The following is a 14,223-nucleotide window of genomic DNA, read 5'->3' as shown; positions in this document are numbered from 1 at the left end:
ATGCTCAGCGCCCGGGCCTGAGCCAGCAGTGCAGATAGCGCCCCAGATGCAGGTAGGCGGGATGGGTGCTGTAGTGCAGCTCCTGCTCGATCACCTGCTGCTCATCGGCCTCGGACCTGAACGGCTCGGGCATATAGTCATGAAATACCCGCACGCCCGTCTGATGCACACAATCGAAGCCGGCCTCGCCCATCCACTGCCGAACCTGGCGGGGGTCCAGGGGTTGCTGTGGGGTGAGGCTGCGCTTGCCTTCACCGGCCAGCTGATTGCGTTGCAACTTGCGGAACTGGCCCTTGATGAGGTTCTTGTAGATCAGTGCATCGCGGTTATAGAACGCCAGCGACACCGCGCCCCCGGGGCTGACCAGTTGCCGCAGGTGGACCAGGGCCGCGGCGGGATCCGCCAGCCATTCCAGCACCGCATGGCAGATGACCAGATCGTGCTGGCCGGTATGGGCCGGCAGTTCCTGCAGTGGCAGGGGCAGGTAGCTCAGGGTCTGGCGGGGCCGGAGCGGTACCTCATCCAGCCGGCTGCGCGCCGCTGCCAGCATCTCGCTCGACGGCTCGCTCACCGTCAGGTGGTGGCCCCGGTTCAGCAGCCATTCGCTGATATGGCCGAGACCGGCACCCACATCCAGCACTCGCAGCGGCGAGTCCTGACGCCCGATCTCCGGGATCCACACCTGCAGATCGCGGGTGAGCACGGCAAGGCGGATGGCGCCCTTCGGGCTGGAGTAGATCTTGCGGGCGAAGTGGCTGCCCAGCTGATCGAAGTAGCGGTCGGTCACGGCCTGCTCTCGGGTTTTTCGGGGAGCCGAGTATACCAGAGCGATCCGGTCGACATTTTCGTGACCGGACACGCTGGAAAAGTCGAACTAAATAAATCCGGATCTGTCGGTAGTTACTCAGGCAAAAACAAAGAGGAAATTCCTATGCGCCTTCGCACTACTCTGATTCAGGCTTCGGCTGTCGGTATGATTCTGAGCCCGCTTGCCATGGCGGCGGAACAGCCCATTTCCAATCTGGGGCTTATTGGTGCCTATAACGATTATGAGCTGAACTCGGATAACGACAGAGTCGACGGCCGTGATGAAGATGTGGGCAAGGTTGGTGTGTACTACAACTTTGGCAACAAGATGACCGGTGGCCCCGGTGTCATCTTTCAGATTGGTGCCAACGCCCGTTACGGCGAGCATGGCGATGACGAGGTGAAGGACGCCCGTGCGGACCTGGACCTGGGCATGCGCATGCCGCTCAATAACAACACCAACTTCGACGTTCTGGTAGGTGCCGGTTATGACTGGACCCGCTTCGAGATGGATGACCGTCGTGCAGGGGATGTCGAGCTGAGCAACAAGAGTCCCTTTGCCAAGGCGGCTCTCGGCCTGCACCATCGCGGCAACAACGTGATCACCCGCCTGGAAGTGGGTACCCGTTACAGCATCGAAGGGGAAGCCAAGGTCAAGCTCGACGGTGTCGGCAGTGAAACCGTGGACCTGAAGGACAAGTTCAACCCCTACGCGGAGTTGAACTTCCTCTGGGACAACGGCTTCACCGCGGGTGTGTACTACACTCAGACCAACTATGAACTGGATGATCGCCGCGAACTGGCCGCAAACACCGAGCTGGAAAGCAACGAAGTGGGCGTGACCCTGGGCATGGCATTCTGAGGCAGTTCAGGCTGACCTGTAGGGCGGAGCCGGTGTGACCGGCTCCGCCCTTTGTCGTTTCAGGGCAGATATCTGCAGTCGTCATCCGTCCAGCGTTCGATGATCACCGGCACCGCCTTGTCCAGTTCCGTCTGGTTCAGGGGCTGGAATACCGGATCATCCAGCCAGGACTGAACCGCATCGGAAATGTCATCCAGCTCCCGGGCTGTCAGGTCTTCGGTATGGGAAGGAAAAAACGCGTAGGTGAACTCGGTGCGCGTCAGGTCCTTGCCCAGCGCGGATACTAAAGGCTCTTCGGCGGTAAAGAGCGGCGACACCCAGCACACGTGATCCGCGATAACCGCTACCACCCCGGGCCCTTGGGCGCGCAGGTGGCGGGCCACTTCCTTGCATGATGTGACCAGCCGTTCGAAAGCGCTCTGCTCATCCTGATCACCGCTGTAGTTGCGACGCTCGAACTCACTCAGGTCTGTTGCGCCGGTGGCTGTATCGATGGTGGTCTGGCCGGTGGCGGCGTTGGTCGTCATGGCAGGTACTCGACAGTAGTGAATGGCATGCCCCAATTGTTGGCCAGAACCCGGGGATTCTCCAGGCTAGGCAGAAAAAAACCGGCGCGCAGCTGCGCGCCGGTCCGGATCAGGATGAGGGCGGTGATCAGTGCGCAGCGGGCACAAAATCCGCGTGATCGAAGTACTGTGCATAGGCATCGAGGGCGCCGAGCACCTGTACTGCCCCATCACGGGCGGACGCATCGCTGTCGCCTGTCATCTTCTGCGAGCCAGCCATCAGCTGGGCGATGACCATGTGCAACTGGGCATCGGCATCGGGTGGCAGTTCACAATTGGCAACCATATAGGCGACACCGTCATTCACCTGATTGGCCAGTGCGGCGTAATCCTCGTCTGACAGGCGATCCTGGTGAATTGCCTCCAGTGACGAGCGCATCGCCCCGTTGATATCGTTCATCGCCTTGCGCAGCGGAGGATCGATGGCCCACTTCTGGCCGTTATCCAGTTGCAACTCGAAAGAGGCATCTCCATGGTCATGATCGTGGAGGGCCGCGTTGTCTGCCGCCAGGCTGACCCCGCAAAACAGCAGGGCAGTCGTCAGGGCAAAGGGAATGGCAGCTTGGCGTGCTTTGATTTTCATAATGTACCTCGAGTCTGAAAGAGGGGTGGTCAGCTATTGTGACCGGCTTCATATCTACTAACGAACCTGCCCCCGGTTTTGTTCCATTGCTTGTTGAATGTCATTCGTTATGCAGCATTTCCGCGTGCGAAGACAGTGACGAGTCGTGCTTCAACAGCTGTGCCAGCCGCTGGCGCTGGGCCCCGTTCAGAATCTCCCGCTCGCGCAGCAACTGATCAATGACCAGGCGTTGCTGATGGTTCTGCTGTTCGGCAAGCGCTGTCTGTGCTGTGGCGATACGCTGGTGGTCCAGTTGCTCGGCAAAGATGCTTTCGATCAGTTGATTGCGTTGCTGCTCAATCACCAGACCGGACTGGGTCAGCTCGCGCAGAAAAGGTTCTTCGGTGTCCTGCCAGCGCTGGCGTTGCTCATCGTTGAGCTGCAGCTCCCTTACCAGCAGCGGTTCGCCGGGCTGCGAGCGCTGGTGTTCGGTAAATTGCTGCCAGCTCAAAGCCCCGACTACACCAAGGTTGAACAGCATAGACAGGGTCAGCGCCAGGCGCAGGGTGGTGATCTTCATTGCTGTTTCTCCTGTAAATAGCAGAGCTCGGGCTGACGGCACAGGGCACCCGGCGGCGTGCTGTCCAGAATCGCCAGTGCCGCGAAGGCTGGTTCATGGGTGGTGGGGGCGGGTGCATCCAATCCCGCACCGATTAACAGGCCCAGCACCAGTGATGCCGCGGCTGCCGCGCCGGGTAGCGCCCGACGCCAGTGGCTTTGTGCAGGCACCGGATGCTGGCGCTGCGGGAGCTGTCCGAGCAGCGCCGTGATATCCAGCTCGGGCGTGAGCATGGGCAACTGGTTCATATCGCTGCTCAGGTCGCGCAGGCCCCGGTACTGCTGCTGGCAGGCAGGACAGCTGAGTAAATGGCCGCTGACCCGGGCTGTTTCTGTGCTGTCCAGCTCGCCATCGAGATGGGCGGACAGCTGGCTGATGTCCGGATGTTCATTCATCTGATGCTCCTGTGGTGTTGTGGCGTGCTTCGAGCAGTGCGCTGCGGGCGCGGGCCAGGCGTGACTTGACCGTGCCTTCGCTGATGTCCAGTGCCGCAGCCAGCTCCTGATAGGAAAGGCCTTCCAGCTCGCGCAGCAAGATGACCTCGCGCTGGGCCAATGGCAGCTGAGCCAGCAATGTTTCCAGCTGGGCGATGCGGCGGCTGCTTTCCAGCTGGCGCAACGGTGACGGCCCGTGATCGACCAGTACAGCATCGTCCGGCAGGGGTTCGGGCTCATGTCGGCCGCGGCGCAGACCATCGATGGCCGTGTTGCGGGCAATGCGCAGCAACCAGGTTTCGAATCGCGCTTCGGGACGCCAGTCAGGGAGCGCTTGCCAGGCCTTGATAAAGGTGTCCTGAGTAATATCCAGTGCATGGTCAGGGTTGCTGCACAGGCGCCGGGTAAAGGAGTACACCCGCCCTTGATGCTGCTGCACCAAAGCGCCGAACGCCTGGCTGTCTCCCGCCTGGGCTCGGCGAATCAGCTGTCCGTCAGTCTGCATGTGCTCTCTCTGGTTATCCCTTGCTTGTCTAACGCAGTAGCCCAGGGAAATGTTCCATACGGGGTTGGTCTACTCTGTATCAGCTTGGATCAATCAACGGAGAGCGTCCATGAGTCAACTCAGCGAACAACAGTGCGAAGCCTGCCGGGCGGATGCGCCGAAGGTGACAGAGCAGCAGGCGCAGGAGCTGCGACAGCAGATCCCGGATTGGGAACAGGTGGAAGAGGAGGGTGTACCGCAGCTGCGCCGGGCATTCACATTTGCGGACTTTGCCGCTGCGCTGGCCTTTACCAATCAGGTAGGACAGCTCGCGGAAGAACAAGGCCACCATCCGGCGATTCTACTGGAATACGGCAAGGTCACGGTGCGCTGGTGGACGCACAAGATCAAAGGGCTGCACCGCAATGACTTCATCATGGCCGCGCGCACCGATCAATTGAACGCGGGGAGCTGACCGTGAACGCGGGGAGCTGACCGTTTGGAGTGTCGAGGTCCTCCTCGACGCAGCGTGGTTGCGGCAGACACAAGTGGGCGAGGTGGAACTCGCCCCTCCCGGAGCGCGCCCCGGGAGTTCGGCATAGCTTTGGGGTTATTGGGGGGCGAGCTTTTCTATCAGGGTGACGAAGCGGTTCAGGTAGCCCTGGAGAAAATCCCGGCTCTGCGGGCCGATATCCCCGTTTGCATCAATCAACTCGGGGTGAAATTGCACGTAGGCTTCGCCGCCCAGCACCACCGAGCCGAGGATGCCCATGATCTGGCGCAGGTGTTGCTGCACCAGCGCGGTTCCGATAGCACCCGGCGAGGTGCCGGTGAGGGCGACGGGCTTGTCGAACCAGACGTTGCTGCCCATCGGTTTGGAGCCCCAGTCGATGGCGTTTTTCAGTACCGCCGGCAGGGAGCGGTTGTGCTCGGGGGTGACGATGAGTACGCCGTCGGCAGCACGAATCTCATCGGTGAAGCGGTTAACGCTGGCTGGGCGCTCGCCTTCCAGGTCGAGGTTATACAGCGGCAGGTCGTCGATCTGCGGATAGCTGACCTTGATATTGGCCGGTAACAGGCGGGCCATGGCCTCGCTCAGCTGACGGTTGATGGACTCGCGGCGGTTGCTGCCGACCAGAATAGCCAGATGATATGTTCTGTTCATGTATGCCCTTGTCTCTATGTGAGCCCGGCGTACCGGGCTGCTCGAGTTGAAGTTGATGTGCTGACGCCATTATCGGACAGCTGTATCGATCATGAAAGCGCATATTTTGCATGCGAGCTATCGATATGATCGATAGATAACGGGCCTACAATGGGCGGCTGTAAAACAGGGCGTAGCTTTCGATACCGTCGTTCGGGTTCTTGATGCCGGCGTTGGAATAATGCATGGCACGCACGCCCAGGCGACTGCCGCTGGGCAGTACCACACCAGCCCCCAGCCGATCCTCGAAATGGAAGGCCGAGCCCATGTCACGCTCGCCCACGTCGGTTGAGGAGAACAGCGAGACACCGATCCCGAACTCGACAAAAGGACGTACACGGTCGCCGTTGAACTGATACACCAGTACCGGGCTGAAGGACAGGGAGTGCGCGCCCGAGGCGTCGCTGCCCTCCCAGTACGTGTAGGCGGTGTCCCAGTAACCGGTGAGGTAGCCGCGCTCGCTCTGCCACCAGCTCCTGTCCCAGTCATGGGCCAGGCTGGCCCGCCAGGTCATCTCGCCCTGGCCGGTAACGCCGACGCCGGCAGAAACGTGATTGTCGCTGTCTTGCGCGTGTACCGGAGCCACTGCCAGGGCAGTGCTCGCCAGTGCCGCCAGGGCCATGGCGGCCAGTTCAAGGTGCTTGTTCATCAGGTCTCCTTGTTGGTTGTTTGCGGTGTCGGGGCGTTGGCTTGCCAGCCGCCGCCCAGCGCCCGATACAGGGCCACTTCGCTTGTCAGCTGTTGCAATTGGTAACTGAGCAGCGCCTGACGCGCGGCGAAGAGTTCGCGCCGGGCATCGAGAACGATCAGGTAGTTGTCCACCCCTTCGTCATAACGCTGCTGGGCCAGTTCGTAATATTCCCGGGTGGCGGTTACCAGATCGTTCTGCGCCTGTACCTGGGCGGAGTAGGTGCCCTGTGCCGCCAGGCCGTCGGCCACCTCGCGGAAGGCGTTCTGGATGCTCTTCTCATAGGCGGCGACGTTGATGTCACGCTGGATCTCGCTGTATTCCAGGTTGGCCTTGAGGCGCCCGGCGGTGAAGATCGGCAGGTTGATCTGCGGGATGAAACTCCAGGTGCCGGAGCCGCCATCGAACAGCCCGTCGAGGTCGGCACTGGCGGTACCGGCGCCGGCCGTCAGCCGGATGTTCGGAAAGAATGCCGCACGGGCCGCGCCGATGTCCGCATTGGCAGCCCGCAGCCGGTGTTCGGCGGCGCGGATATCCGGGCGATGCTGCAACACGTCCGCCGGCAGGCCCGAGGGCAGGGTGGCCAGCAGGCTGCTGTCCAGTTCACTGCTGCGCAGCAAGTCCTGCGGAATGGCGGCGCCCACCAGCAGGCCGAGTGCGTTGCGGTCCTGTGCCACCTGTCTGGTATAAAGCTCCAGCTGCACCCTGGCCTGCTCGACCAGGCTGCGAGCCTGGCGCACATCCAGGGCCGACGCGATCCCGCCTTCATGGCTGGCTTCGATCATTTCCAGGCTTTCCTGATAACTCTCGAGGGTGGCCCGGGTCAGTTCCAGCAGGGCATGGTCCGCATTCCAGGTCAGCCAGGCACTGGCCACATCACTGACCAGCGCGAGCTGCACCGCATACTGTGCCTGCTCGGTGGCCAGGTAACGCTCCAGCGCAGCGCCTTCGAGGCTGCGGACGCGACCGAACAGGTCGAGCTCCCAGCTGGTGCCCAGGGTGAGACTGTACTGGCTGTTGATGCCCGACTCGCCGGTGGGCGAAAGGTCATCGGGGACGCGTTGGCGGTTGCCGCTGCCATCCACGCCGACGCTGGGCAGCAACTCCGAGCGCTGGATCCGGTGCAGTGCGCGGTAGGCATCCACATTCAGGACCGCCTGGCGCAGGTCACGGTTGTTTTCCAGTGCCAGCTGTATCAGCTGCCGCAGCTCGGGGGACTGGAAGAACTCCTCCCAGGCCGGCGGCCGGAGGCCGGCCTCACTGGCTTCGGTGGCCTGGTAGGCAACCCCCTGTGGCCAGCTGTCGGCCACCGGGGACGCGGGCTGCTCATATTCCGGCACCAGGCTGCAGCCGGAGAGGGCCAGCGCAACGGCCAGGCTCACATATCTCATTTTCATACGCTTTCTCCTGCGGCTTGCGTCTCTTCAGGGGCCTCTTTCGGCTTGCGTTTGAACAGGCCGACCACCAGTACGTAGAACAGCGGCACAAAGAACACCACCAGCACGGTTGCCGTGATCATGCCGCCAACCACACCGGTGGCGATGGAGTGCTGACTGCCCTGACCGGCGCCGCTGGCCAGTGCCATCGGCAGCACGCCGAAGGTGAAGGCCAGCGAGGTCATCAGGATCGGACGCAGGCGCAGGCGGGACGCTTCGATGGCAGCCTGCACCAGGCTGCGGCCCTGGTTTTCGTACAGGTCCTTGGCGAACTCGACGATCAGGATGGCGTTCTTCGCCGTCAGCCCCACCGTGGTCATCAGGCCGATCTGGAAGTACACATCCGCGGTCAGGCCGCGCAGCAGGGTGGCGGATACCGCCCCGATCACACCCAGCGGCACCACCATGATCACCGCTGCCGGAACCGACCAGCTCTCGTAGAGCGCAGCCAGACAGAGGAACACGATCAGCACCGTCAGGGCGTACAGCAGCGGCGCCTGGTCGCCGGTCTGGATCTCCTCGTAGGACAGGCCGGTATAGGCCAGGCCGATGCCCGGCGGCAGCTGCTGCATGATCTCGTCGATTGCCACCATGGCATCACCGGTGCTGTAGCCTGGTGCCGGCTGGCCGAGGATTTCCACCGAGGAGATACCGTTGTAGCGCTCCAGCTTGGGTGAACCCCAGGTCCATTCACCGGTGGCGAAGGATGAGAAGGGGATCATCTCACCGTGCCTGTTGCGTACGTACCATTTCTCGAAGTCCTCGGGTGCCAGGCGCGAATCCATGTTCCCCTGCAGGTAGACCCGCTTGACCCGGCCCTGATCGATGAAGTCGTTCACATACATCGAGCCCCAGGCGGCGGACATGGTCTCGTTGATCGCGGCAATGCTCAACGAATGGGCGCGGGCTTTCTCCCGGTCGATATTGACCTTGAATTGCGGCTCGTCATCCTTGCCGTTGGGGCGCACTGCCGTCAGCAGCGGATGCTCGTTGGCCAGTTGCAGGAACTGATCCCGGGCGGCCATGAGTGATTGATGGCCGAGGCCGACGTTATCCTGCAGATAGAAGTTGAAGCCCATGGCGTTACCCATTTCCAGGATCGCCGGGGGCGGGAATACCATGATCTGCCCATCCTTGATCTGGTTGAAACGCTCCTGGGCCCGGGCGGTCAGGCTGAATACATCCTGCCCATCGTTGCTGCGCAGCGCCCAGTCCTTCAGCTGCACGAAGGCCGCGCCGGAGTTCTGGCCGCGTCCGGCAAAGTTGAAGCCGGAGACGGTCTGGACCGAAGCAATGATGTCGGCTTCCTCTTCCAGCAGGTACTCGCGGATCTCGGTCAATACCGCTTCGGTGCGCTCGGCGCTGGCGTTGGCCGGCATGCGCACTTCCACCATAAGGAGGCTCTGGTCTTCATCAGGCAGGAAGGCCGCCGGAATCTGGGTGAACAGGTACCCGGTGCCGACCACGATCAGCAGGAACACCACGAGATAGCGGTCACGGCGCGCCAGCATGCCGCCGACGCCGCGCTCGAAGCGCTGGGTGCCGCGGTCGAAGGTGCGGTTGAACCAGCCGAAGAACCCCTTTTTCTCGTTGAGCGACTGGCCAGGCCTGGGGGCCTTCAGGAAAGTGGCGCACAACGCAGGGGTGAAGATCAGCGCCACCAGCACCGACAGGGTCATGCAGATCACGATGGTGATGGCGAACTGGCGGTAGATGATGCCCGCCGAGCCGCCGAAGAACGCCATGGGAACGAACACGGCGGACAGCACCATACCGATACCCACCAGCGCACCCTTGATCTGGTGCATCGACTTGCGGGTCGCCTCCAGTGGCGAAAGCCCTTCCTCGTGCATCAGCCGCTCGACGTTCTCCACCACCACGATGGCATCATCCACCAGCAGCCCGATCGCCAGCACCATGGCGTACATGGTCAGCACGTTGATATTCAGGCCGAACAGCGGCAGCAGGGCAAACGCGCCGAGCAGCACCACCGGCACAGCCAGCGTCGGAATCAACGTGGCACGGAAACTCTGCAGGAACAGGTACATGACCAGGAACACCAGCAGGATGGCTTCCAGGATGGTCATTACCACCGAGCTGATGGAGGCTTCCACCACCGGGGTGGTGTCATAGGGATAGATGATCTTCACCCCATCCGGCAGGAAGGGTTCCTGGGCATCCAGGACCGCGCGGACGTTGTCGACGGTTTCCAGCAGGTTGCCACCGGGCGCAAGGCGCAGGGCGATACCCGCCGACGGCGTGCCGTTGAAGTTGCCGGAGATGGAGTAGTTGTCCGCGCCCAGACCGACTTCGGCCACATCCTTGACACGTACCTGTGAACCGTCCTCGTTGACCTTGACCAGGATCTCGCGGAACTCGTCCGCGGAGGTCAGGCGGGTACTGCCGATCACGGTCGCGTTGAGCTGGTTGCCGCTGTGGGCGGGCAGGCCGCCCAGCTGGCCGGAGGATACCTGCACGTTCTGCTCGCGGATGGCGTCGGCCACATCGCCCGGTGTCAGTTGATAACTGTTGAGCTTGGCCGGGTCGAGCCAGATGCGCATGGCGTTCTGCGAACCGAGCAGGAAGAAGTCGCCCACCCCATCGATGCGGGAAATGGGGTCCTGCAGGTGGGAGGCGATATAGTTGCCGAGGTCGAAGTCATCCATGCGGCCGCTCTCGTCGATCAGGCCGATGATCTGCATGAAGTTGACCTGATACTTGACCACCCGGATGCCCTGGCGCTGTACCTCTTCGGGCAGCTTCGGCGTGGCCAGCTGCAGCTTGTTCTGCACCTGCACCTGGGCAATATCCGAGTCGGTACCCTGCTCGAAGGTCACGATGATCTGGGCGCTGCCGTCGGAGTTGCTGCTGGAGGACATGTAGCGGAAGCCGTCCAGACCGCTGAGCTGCTGCTCGATGACCTGAACCACCGTGTCCTGCACGGTTTCCGCCGAGGCACCGGGATAGACCACGCTGATGGCGATGGCCGGAGCGGCAATATTCGGATACTGGCTGATCGGCAGCTTGAACAGCGACAGCGCGCCGGCCAGCATGACCACGATCGCCAGTACCCAGGCGAAGATGGGCCTGTCTATGAAATAGTGTGGCATTGATTACTCCCGGGCGGTGCTGGCCAGCGGCTGGCCGAATTCGGTCACCAGATTCAGGTTGCTGGCAGGGGCGGTGGCGACTTCCATGCCGTTGCGCAGCATGTGCAGACCTTCGGTGACTACCTGCTCGCCATCCTCCACGCCGTCGCCGACCAGCCAGCTGTTGCCGACCGTGCGCAGGGTTTCCACCTCGCGCTGGCGGGCAATGCCGTCCTCGCCGACCACCCAGATGTTGGCCACGCCGCGGCTGTCTCTGAACACGGCCTGCTGGGGCACCAGTATGGCGTCTTCCCGGATGCCTTCCTGCAGCTGGGCACGAACAAACATGCCGGGCAGCAGGGTGCGGTCCGGGTTGGGGAATTCCGCGCGCAGGGTCACCGCGCCGGTGCTCGGGTCGACGGTGACCTCGGAGAACTTCAGCACGCCGGGCAGGGGGTAGGCGCTGCCGTCCTCCAGTTTCAGGGTCACCCGGGCCTGATCATCGCCGCTGCTCTGCAAGCGACCGGAATCCAGCGCCCGGCGCAGGCCGAGCATCTTGGTGATCGGCTGGTTCACGTCTACATAGATGGGGTCCAGCTGGGTCACGGTCGCCAGTTCCTGCGGCTGGCCGTTGGTGACCAGCGCGCCTTCGGTAACGGCGGAGCGGCCAACCTGGCCGGAAATCGGTGAAAGTACCTTCGTGTACTGCACATCAATGCGTGCCACCTGTACGGCACTTCTGGCCTGTGCCCAGGCGGCCATCGCATCGTCGTACTGCTGCTGACTGACCGCGTTGGTGCTGAGCAGACGCTTGTACCGGCGGGCCAGGTTCTCGGCGGTCTTCAGGTTCGCTTCGGCCTGGGCCAGCTGGGCTTCGTAGGTCCGCGGGTCAATCTGATAGAGCTGCTGCCCCTTCTCGACCTCACTCCCTTCAGTGAACAGGCGCTCCTGCAGAATCCCCGTGACCTGGGGACGGACCTCCGCTACCCGATAGGCGCTGGTACGCCCCGGCAGGTCGGTGGTCAGCGTCAGTGGTTGGGCCTTGACGGTGTATACCCCGACTTCCGGGATGCGCTCGGACTGCTGCGGTTGTTCTGTCTGGCCGCAACCTGCCAGCAACGCCGCTGTCAGCGGCAGGGCCATCGCAAGGCGCAAGGGTGTGGAATAGTTCACCGGCATCTTTCTCCATTGGTTTTCAGGAAGCTGTGTATCATAAAGCGGTACAGTGTACCTGTATGCGGGTTTTTGTGTAAGATGTTTTTGCAGGTGAGTTGATAAGCAGGCGGGGAAACATGGTCAAGAGGGTTGTCATCGGGTATATCGGAGGGGCTGTATAAAACGGTCAACCCGGGCGATGGCAACCGGTCACGGAGAAGCGAATGAGTCAAGAGCACGATGCGGAACAGGGGAAGCCCACGGGGATTCAGGTCATCGCCAGGGCCGGGCAGATATTGCGCGCCCTGGGCAGGAACCCACAGGGGCTGAGCCTTGCAGCCATCGCCCAGGAGGTGGGCCTGCCGCGCTCCACTGTGCAGCGCATCATCAATGCGCTGTTCGAGGAGCGGCTGGTCGAGCATGTGGGGCCCGGCGGCGGCGTGCGCCTGGGGCCGGCACTCGGGCAACTGATCAACCAGTCGCAGACCGACATCATCTCGCTGACCCGGCCCTATCTGCAGGAGCTCTCCACCGACCTGCGGGAATCGGTGTGCCTGTCGGCGCTGGTCGATGAACAGGTCTATGTCATCGACCGTATCGTCGCCGAGCGGGAGTTGCGGGTGGTCTTTCCCATCGGCATCACCGCACCGGCCCACGCGGCGGCAGGCGGCAAGATACTGCTGGCGGAAATGCCCGACAGCTCGGTACGTGAACTGCTGCCGGACCCGCTGCCTGCGCCGACCGAGCGCACCCTGGATCTGGCAGGGCTGCTGGCTGATCTGCAGCAGTCGCGCCAGAGCAAGGTCAGCACCGAAATGGGGGAAGCGCTCGATGGCGTCGGCTCATGCTCGGTGGCGCTCGACACCTATCTGGGGCTGTATTCCCTCAGTGTGGTGGCGCCCACCGCCAGGCTGGAGAAAGAGGTCGAGAAGGTCTGCTCAGCGCTGCTGGCCTGCAAGCAGGAGATCGAGCGGGCCATCGGCCACAGCCTGGGCAAGGTCTGAGCCCACACCCGGTCAGTCGATCGGCGGACGGCTGGTTCGAAGAGTCATGATCCCTGTGCCATGCTTTGAGCAGGGAGCCTCCTGCAGCCCGGTGTCAGCCGTGAGCGGCTGAAGCTGTCTCAACCGAAGCACTGGTTCGATTCTTGCTTGTTCGGATGCCCTTACCCGAACAGGTTCCACTGTTGAACACACAACGGAGTCCGAATATGAAGATTCAAGCAGCTGTAACACGCGCCCAGGGCGAAGCCTTTTCCATCGAAGAGGTGACCCTCTCCGGCCCGAAGGCCAACGAGGTGCTGGTCAAGATCGTTGCTACCGGTGTCTGTCACACCGATGCGGTGGGCCGCGATCTGGGCGTGTCGCCTTATCCGATCGTGCTCGGTCATGAAGGCGCCGGTGTGGTGGAGAAGGTGGGTGAAAACGTGACCAGCCTGCAGCCGGGCGACCACGTGGTGATGTCCTTCGCCCACTGTGGCCAGTGTGAAAACTGCCTGACCGGCCACCCGACCGTATGTTCGGCGTTCAACGAACTGAACTTCGGCGGCCGCATGGATGACCATACCTGCCGTCTGCATCAGGGCGACACCGACCTGCACACCTTCTTTGGTCAATCGTCCTTCGGTACCCACATCGTTGCCCATGAGCGCAACGTGGTGAAGGTCGACAAGGATGTGGATCTGGCGCTGCTCGGACCGCTGGGTTGCGGCATCCAGACCGGTGCCGGCACCGTGCTGAACAGCATCAGACCGGCGTTCGGCACGTCCATCGCGGTATACGGCTGTGGTGCGGTGGGCCTGAGCGCGATCATGGCGGCGAAGATTGCCGGCTGTCAGCAGATCTTCGCGGTGGATGTGCATGATAACCGTCTGGAGCTGGCGCTGGAGCTGGGCGCAACCCATGCGTTCAACGGCAAGAACGTGGATGTGGTCAAGGAGATCAGGGAAGCCTCCGGCGGCGGTACCCATTACGCCGTGGAGTCCACCGGTGTGCCGCCGGTCGTGCGCCAGTCCCTGCATGCGCTGCGTCCCCTCGGCAAGGTGGCCATCGTGGGTGTGACCCCCGAAATGAACATCGATGTACACAACGACCTGATGGCCGAGGGCAAGGGCATGATCGGCGTCATCGAGGGTGACTCGGTACCCCGCGTGTTCATTCCCAAGCTGGTGGAATTCCACAAGGCCGGCAAGTTTCCCTTCGACAGGCTGGTCAAATTCTATGACTTCGAAGACATCAACCAGGCCTTTGAGGATTCCGCCAACGGCACCACCGTCAAGCCCATCCTCAGGCTGGCCTGATCGGCTGCGTGCTGCGGC

The 14,223-nt window shown here is 62.3% G+C and carries 15 protein-coding genes; 4 read left to right on the top strand and 11 right to left on the bottom strand.

Annotation, left to right across the window (positions count from 1 at the left end; genetic code table 11):
* Window positions 1–4: 4 nt before the first annotated feature.
* Window positions 5–787: a methyltransferase gene (locus IEW63_RS07710; protein WP_188636018.1), complete on the bottom strand. Its 783-nt coding sequence runs from the start codon at window positions 785–787 to the stop codon at window positions 5–7.
* Window positions 788–931: 144 nt separating this feature from the next.
* Here IEW63_RS07710 and IEW63_RS07705 point away from each other — a divergent pair, with 144 nt between their 5' ends.
* Entirely contained in the window at window positions 932–1,669 is a 738-nt protein-coding gene (locus tag IEW63_RS07705) for an outer membrane beta-barrel protein (RefSeq protein ID WP_188636017.1), read from the top strand.
* A gap of 59 nt (window positions 1,670–1,728) precedes the next feature.
* On the opposite strand, the gene IEW63_RS07700 is transcribed toward IEW63_RS07705, so the two are convergent.
* From IEW63_RS07700 to IEW63_RS07680, 5 genes are all read right to left on the bottom strand, one after another.
* Window positions 1,729–2,196, bottom strand: coding sequence for a hypothetical protein (locus tag IEW63_RS07700; RefSeq protein ID WP_188636016.1), 468 nt, complete (start codon window positions 2,194–2,196; stop codon window positions 1,729–1,731).
* A 127-nt stretch (window positions 2,197–2,323) separates the two neighbouring features.
* Window positions 2,324–2,818 (bottom strand): hypothetical protein, encoded by a 495-nt coding sequence (locus tag IEW63_RS07695; protein ID WP_188636015.1) that lies wholly within the window; start codon window positions 2,816–2,818, stop codon window positions 2,324–2,326.
* A gap of 100 nt (window positions 2,819–2,918) precedes the next feature.
* Window positions 2,919–3,377, bottom strand: coding sequence for a periplasmic heavy metal sensor (locus IEW63_RS07690; protein WP_188636014.1), 459 nt, complete (start codon window positions 3,375–3,377; stop codon window positions 2,919–2,921).
* Window positions 3,374–3,811 (bottom strand): zf-HC2 domain-containing protein, encoded by a 438-nt coding sequence (locus IEW63_RS07685; protein WP_188636013.1) that lies wholly within the window; start codon window positions 3,809–3,811, stop codon window positions 3,374–3,376. The genes IEW63_RS07690 and IEW63_RS07685 overlap by 4 nt, the downstream gene beginning before the upstream one ends.
* A complete protein-coding gene (locus IEW63_RS07680; protein WP_188636012.1) occupies window positions 3,804–4,355 on the bottom strand; it encodes an RNA polymerase sigma factor in 552 nt (183 codons plus the stop codon). Before IEW63_RS07680 ends, IEW63_RS07685 begins: the two co-directional genes overlap by 8 nt.
* Before the next feature lie 109 nt (window positions 4,356–4,464).
* Between IEW63_RS07680 and IEW63_RS07675 the strand changes: the two genes are divergently transcribed.
* Entirely contained in the window at window positions 4,465–4,809 is a 345-nt protein-coding gene (locus IEW63_RS07675) for a 4a-hydroxytetrahydrobiopterin dehydratase (protein ID WP_188636011.1), read from the top strand.
* Window positions 4,810–4,944: 135 nt separating this feature from the next.
* Here the strand turns inward: IEW63_RS07675 and IEW63_RS07670 are convergent, their stop codons facing one another.
* The 5 genes from IEW63_RS07670 to IEW63_RS07650 all read right to left on the bottom strand — a co-directional run bounded on the left by IEW63_RS07670 (window position 4,945) and on the right by IEW63_RS07650 (window position 11,930).
* Window positions 4,945–5,499: an NADPH-dependent FMN reductase gene (locus tag IEW63_RS07670; protein WP_188636010.1), complete on the bottom strand. Its 555-nt coding sequence runs from the start codon at window positions 5,497–5,499 to the stop codon at window positions 4,945–4,947.
* 145 nt (window positions 5,500–5,644) lie between these two features.
* A complete protein-coding gene (locus IEW63_RS07665; protein WP_188636009.1) occupies window positions 5,645–6,187 on the bottom strand; it encodes an acyloxyacyl hydrolase in 543 nt (180 codons plus the stop codon).
* Entirely contained in the window at window positions 6,187–7,623 is a 1,437-nt protein-coding gene (locus IEW63_RS07660) for an efflux transporter outer membrane subunit (protein WP_188636008.1), read from the bottom strand. Before IEW63_RS07660 ends, IEW63_RS07665 begins: the two co-directional genes overlap by 1 nt.
* Entirely contained in the window at window positions 7,620–10,772 is a 3,153-nt protein-coding gene (locus IEW63_RS07655; RefSeq protein ID WP_188636007.1) for an efflux RND transporter permease subunit, read from the bottom strand. Before IEW63_RS07655 ends, IEW63_RS07660 begins: the two co-directional genes overlap by 4 nt.
* Before the next feature lie 3 nt (window positions 10,773–10,775).
* Window positions 10,776–11,930 (bottom strand): efflux RND transporter periplasmic adaptor subunit, encoded by a 1,155-nt coding sequence (locus IEW63_RS07650; protein ID WP_188636006.1) that lies wholly within the window; start codon window positions 11,928–11,930, stop codon window positions 10,776–10,778.
* Between the two features lie 200 nt (window positions 11,931–12,130).
* Between IEW63_RS07650 and IEW63_RS07645 the strand changes: the two genes are divergently transcribed.
* Complete coding sequence (locus IEW63_RS07645; RefSeq protein WP_188636005.1) at window positions 12,131–12,910, top strand: IclR family transcriptional regulator; 780 nt, start codon at window positions 12,131–12,133, stop codon at window positions 12,908–12,910.
* A gap of 206 nt (window positions 12,911–13,116) precedes the next feature.
* Window positions 13,117–14,205: an NAD(P)-dependent alcohol dehydrogenase gene (locus tag IEW63_RS07640; protein ID WP_188636004.1), complete on the top strand. Its 1,089-nt coding sequence runs from the start codon at window positions 13,117–13,119 to the stop codon at window positions 14,203–14,205.
* Window positions 14,206–14,223 lie beyond the last annotated feature (18 nt).

The organism is Halopseudomonas pertucinogena (assembly GCF_014646575.1).
GTDB lineage: Bacteria > Pseudomonadota > Gammaproteobacteria > Pseudomonadales > Pseudomonadaceae > Halopseudomonas > Halopseudomonas pertucinogena.
This window is presented reverse-complemented; position numbering and strand designations above follow the sequence as displayed.

Bases quoted from the DNA above. Each gene is read 5' to 3' on its own strand.
- IEW63_RS07670 (WP_188636010.1), bottom strand. From the start codon at position 5,499: ATGAACAGAACATATCATCTGGCTATTCTGGTCGGCAGCAACCGCCGC.
- IEW63_RS07650 (WP_188636006.1), bottom strand. From the start codon at position 11,930: ATGCCGGTGAACTATTCCACACCCTTGCGCCTTGCGATGGCCCTGCCG.
- IEW63_RS07695 (WP_188636015.1), bottom strand. From the start codon at position 2,818: ATGAAAATCAAAGCACGCCAAGCTGCCATTCCCTTTGCCCTGACGACT.
- IEW63_RS07645 (WP_188636005.1), top strand. From the start codon at position 12,131: ATGAGTCAAGAGCACGATGCGGAACAGGGGAAGCCCACGGGGATTCAG.
- IEW63_RS07655 (WP_188636007.1), bottom strand. From the start codon at position 10,772: ATGCCACACTATTTCATAGACAGGCCCATCTTCGCCTGGGTACTGGCG.
- IEW63_RS07675 (WP_188636011.1), top strand. From the start codon at position 4,465: ATGAGTCAACTCAGCGAACAACAGTGCGAAGCCTGCCGGGCGGATGCG.
- IEW63_RS07665 (WP_188636009.1), bottom strand. From the start codon at position 6,187: ATGAACAAGCACCTTGAACTGGCCGCCATGGCCCTGGCGGCACTGGCG.
- IEW63_RS07700 (WP_188636016.1), bottom strand. From the start codon at position 2,196: ATGACGACCAACGCCGCCACCGGCCAGACCACCATCGATACAGCCACC.
- IEW63_RS07705 (WP_188636017.1), top strand. From the start codon at position 932: ATGCGCCTTCGCACTACTCTGATTCAGGCTTCGGCTGTCGGTATGATT.
- IEW63_RS07660 (WP_188636008.1), bottom strand. From the start codon at position 7,623: ATGAAAATGAGATATGTGAGCCTGGCCGTTGCGCTGGCCCTCTCCGGC.
- IEW63_RS07685 (WP_188636013.1), bottom strand. From the start codon at position 3,811: ATGAATGAACATCCGGACATCAGCCAGCTGTCCGCCCATCTCGATGGC.
- IEW63_RS07680 (WP_188636012.1), bottom strand. From the start codon at position 4,355: ATGCAGACTGACGGACAGCTGATTCGCCGAGCCCAGGCGGGAGACAGC.
- IEW63_RS07690 (WP_188636014.1), bottom strand. From the start codon at position 3,377: ATGAAGATCACCACCCTGCGCCTGGCGCTGACCCTGTCTATGCTGTTC.
- IEW63_RS07640 (WP_188636004.1), top strand. From the start codon at position 13,117: ATGAAGATTCAAGCAGCTGTAACACGCGCCCAGGGCGAAGCCTTTTCC.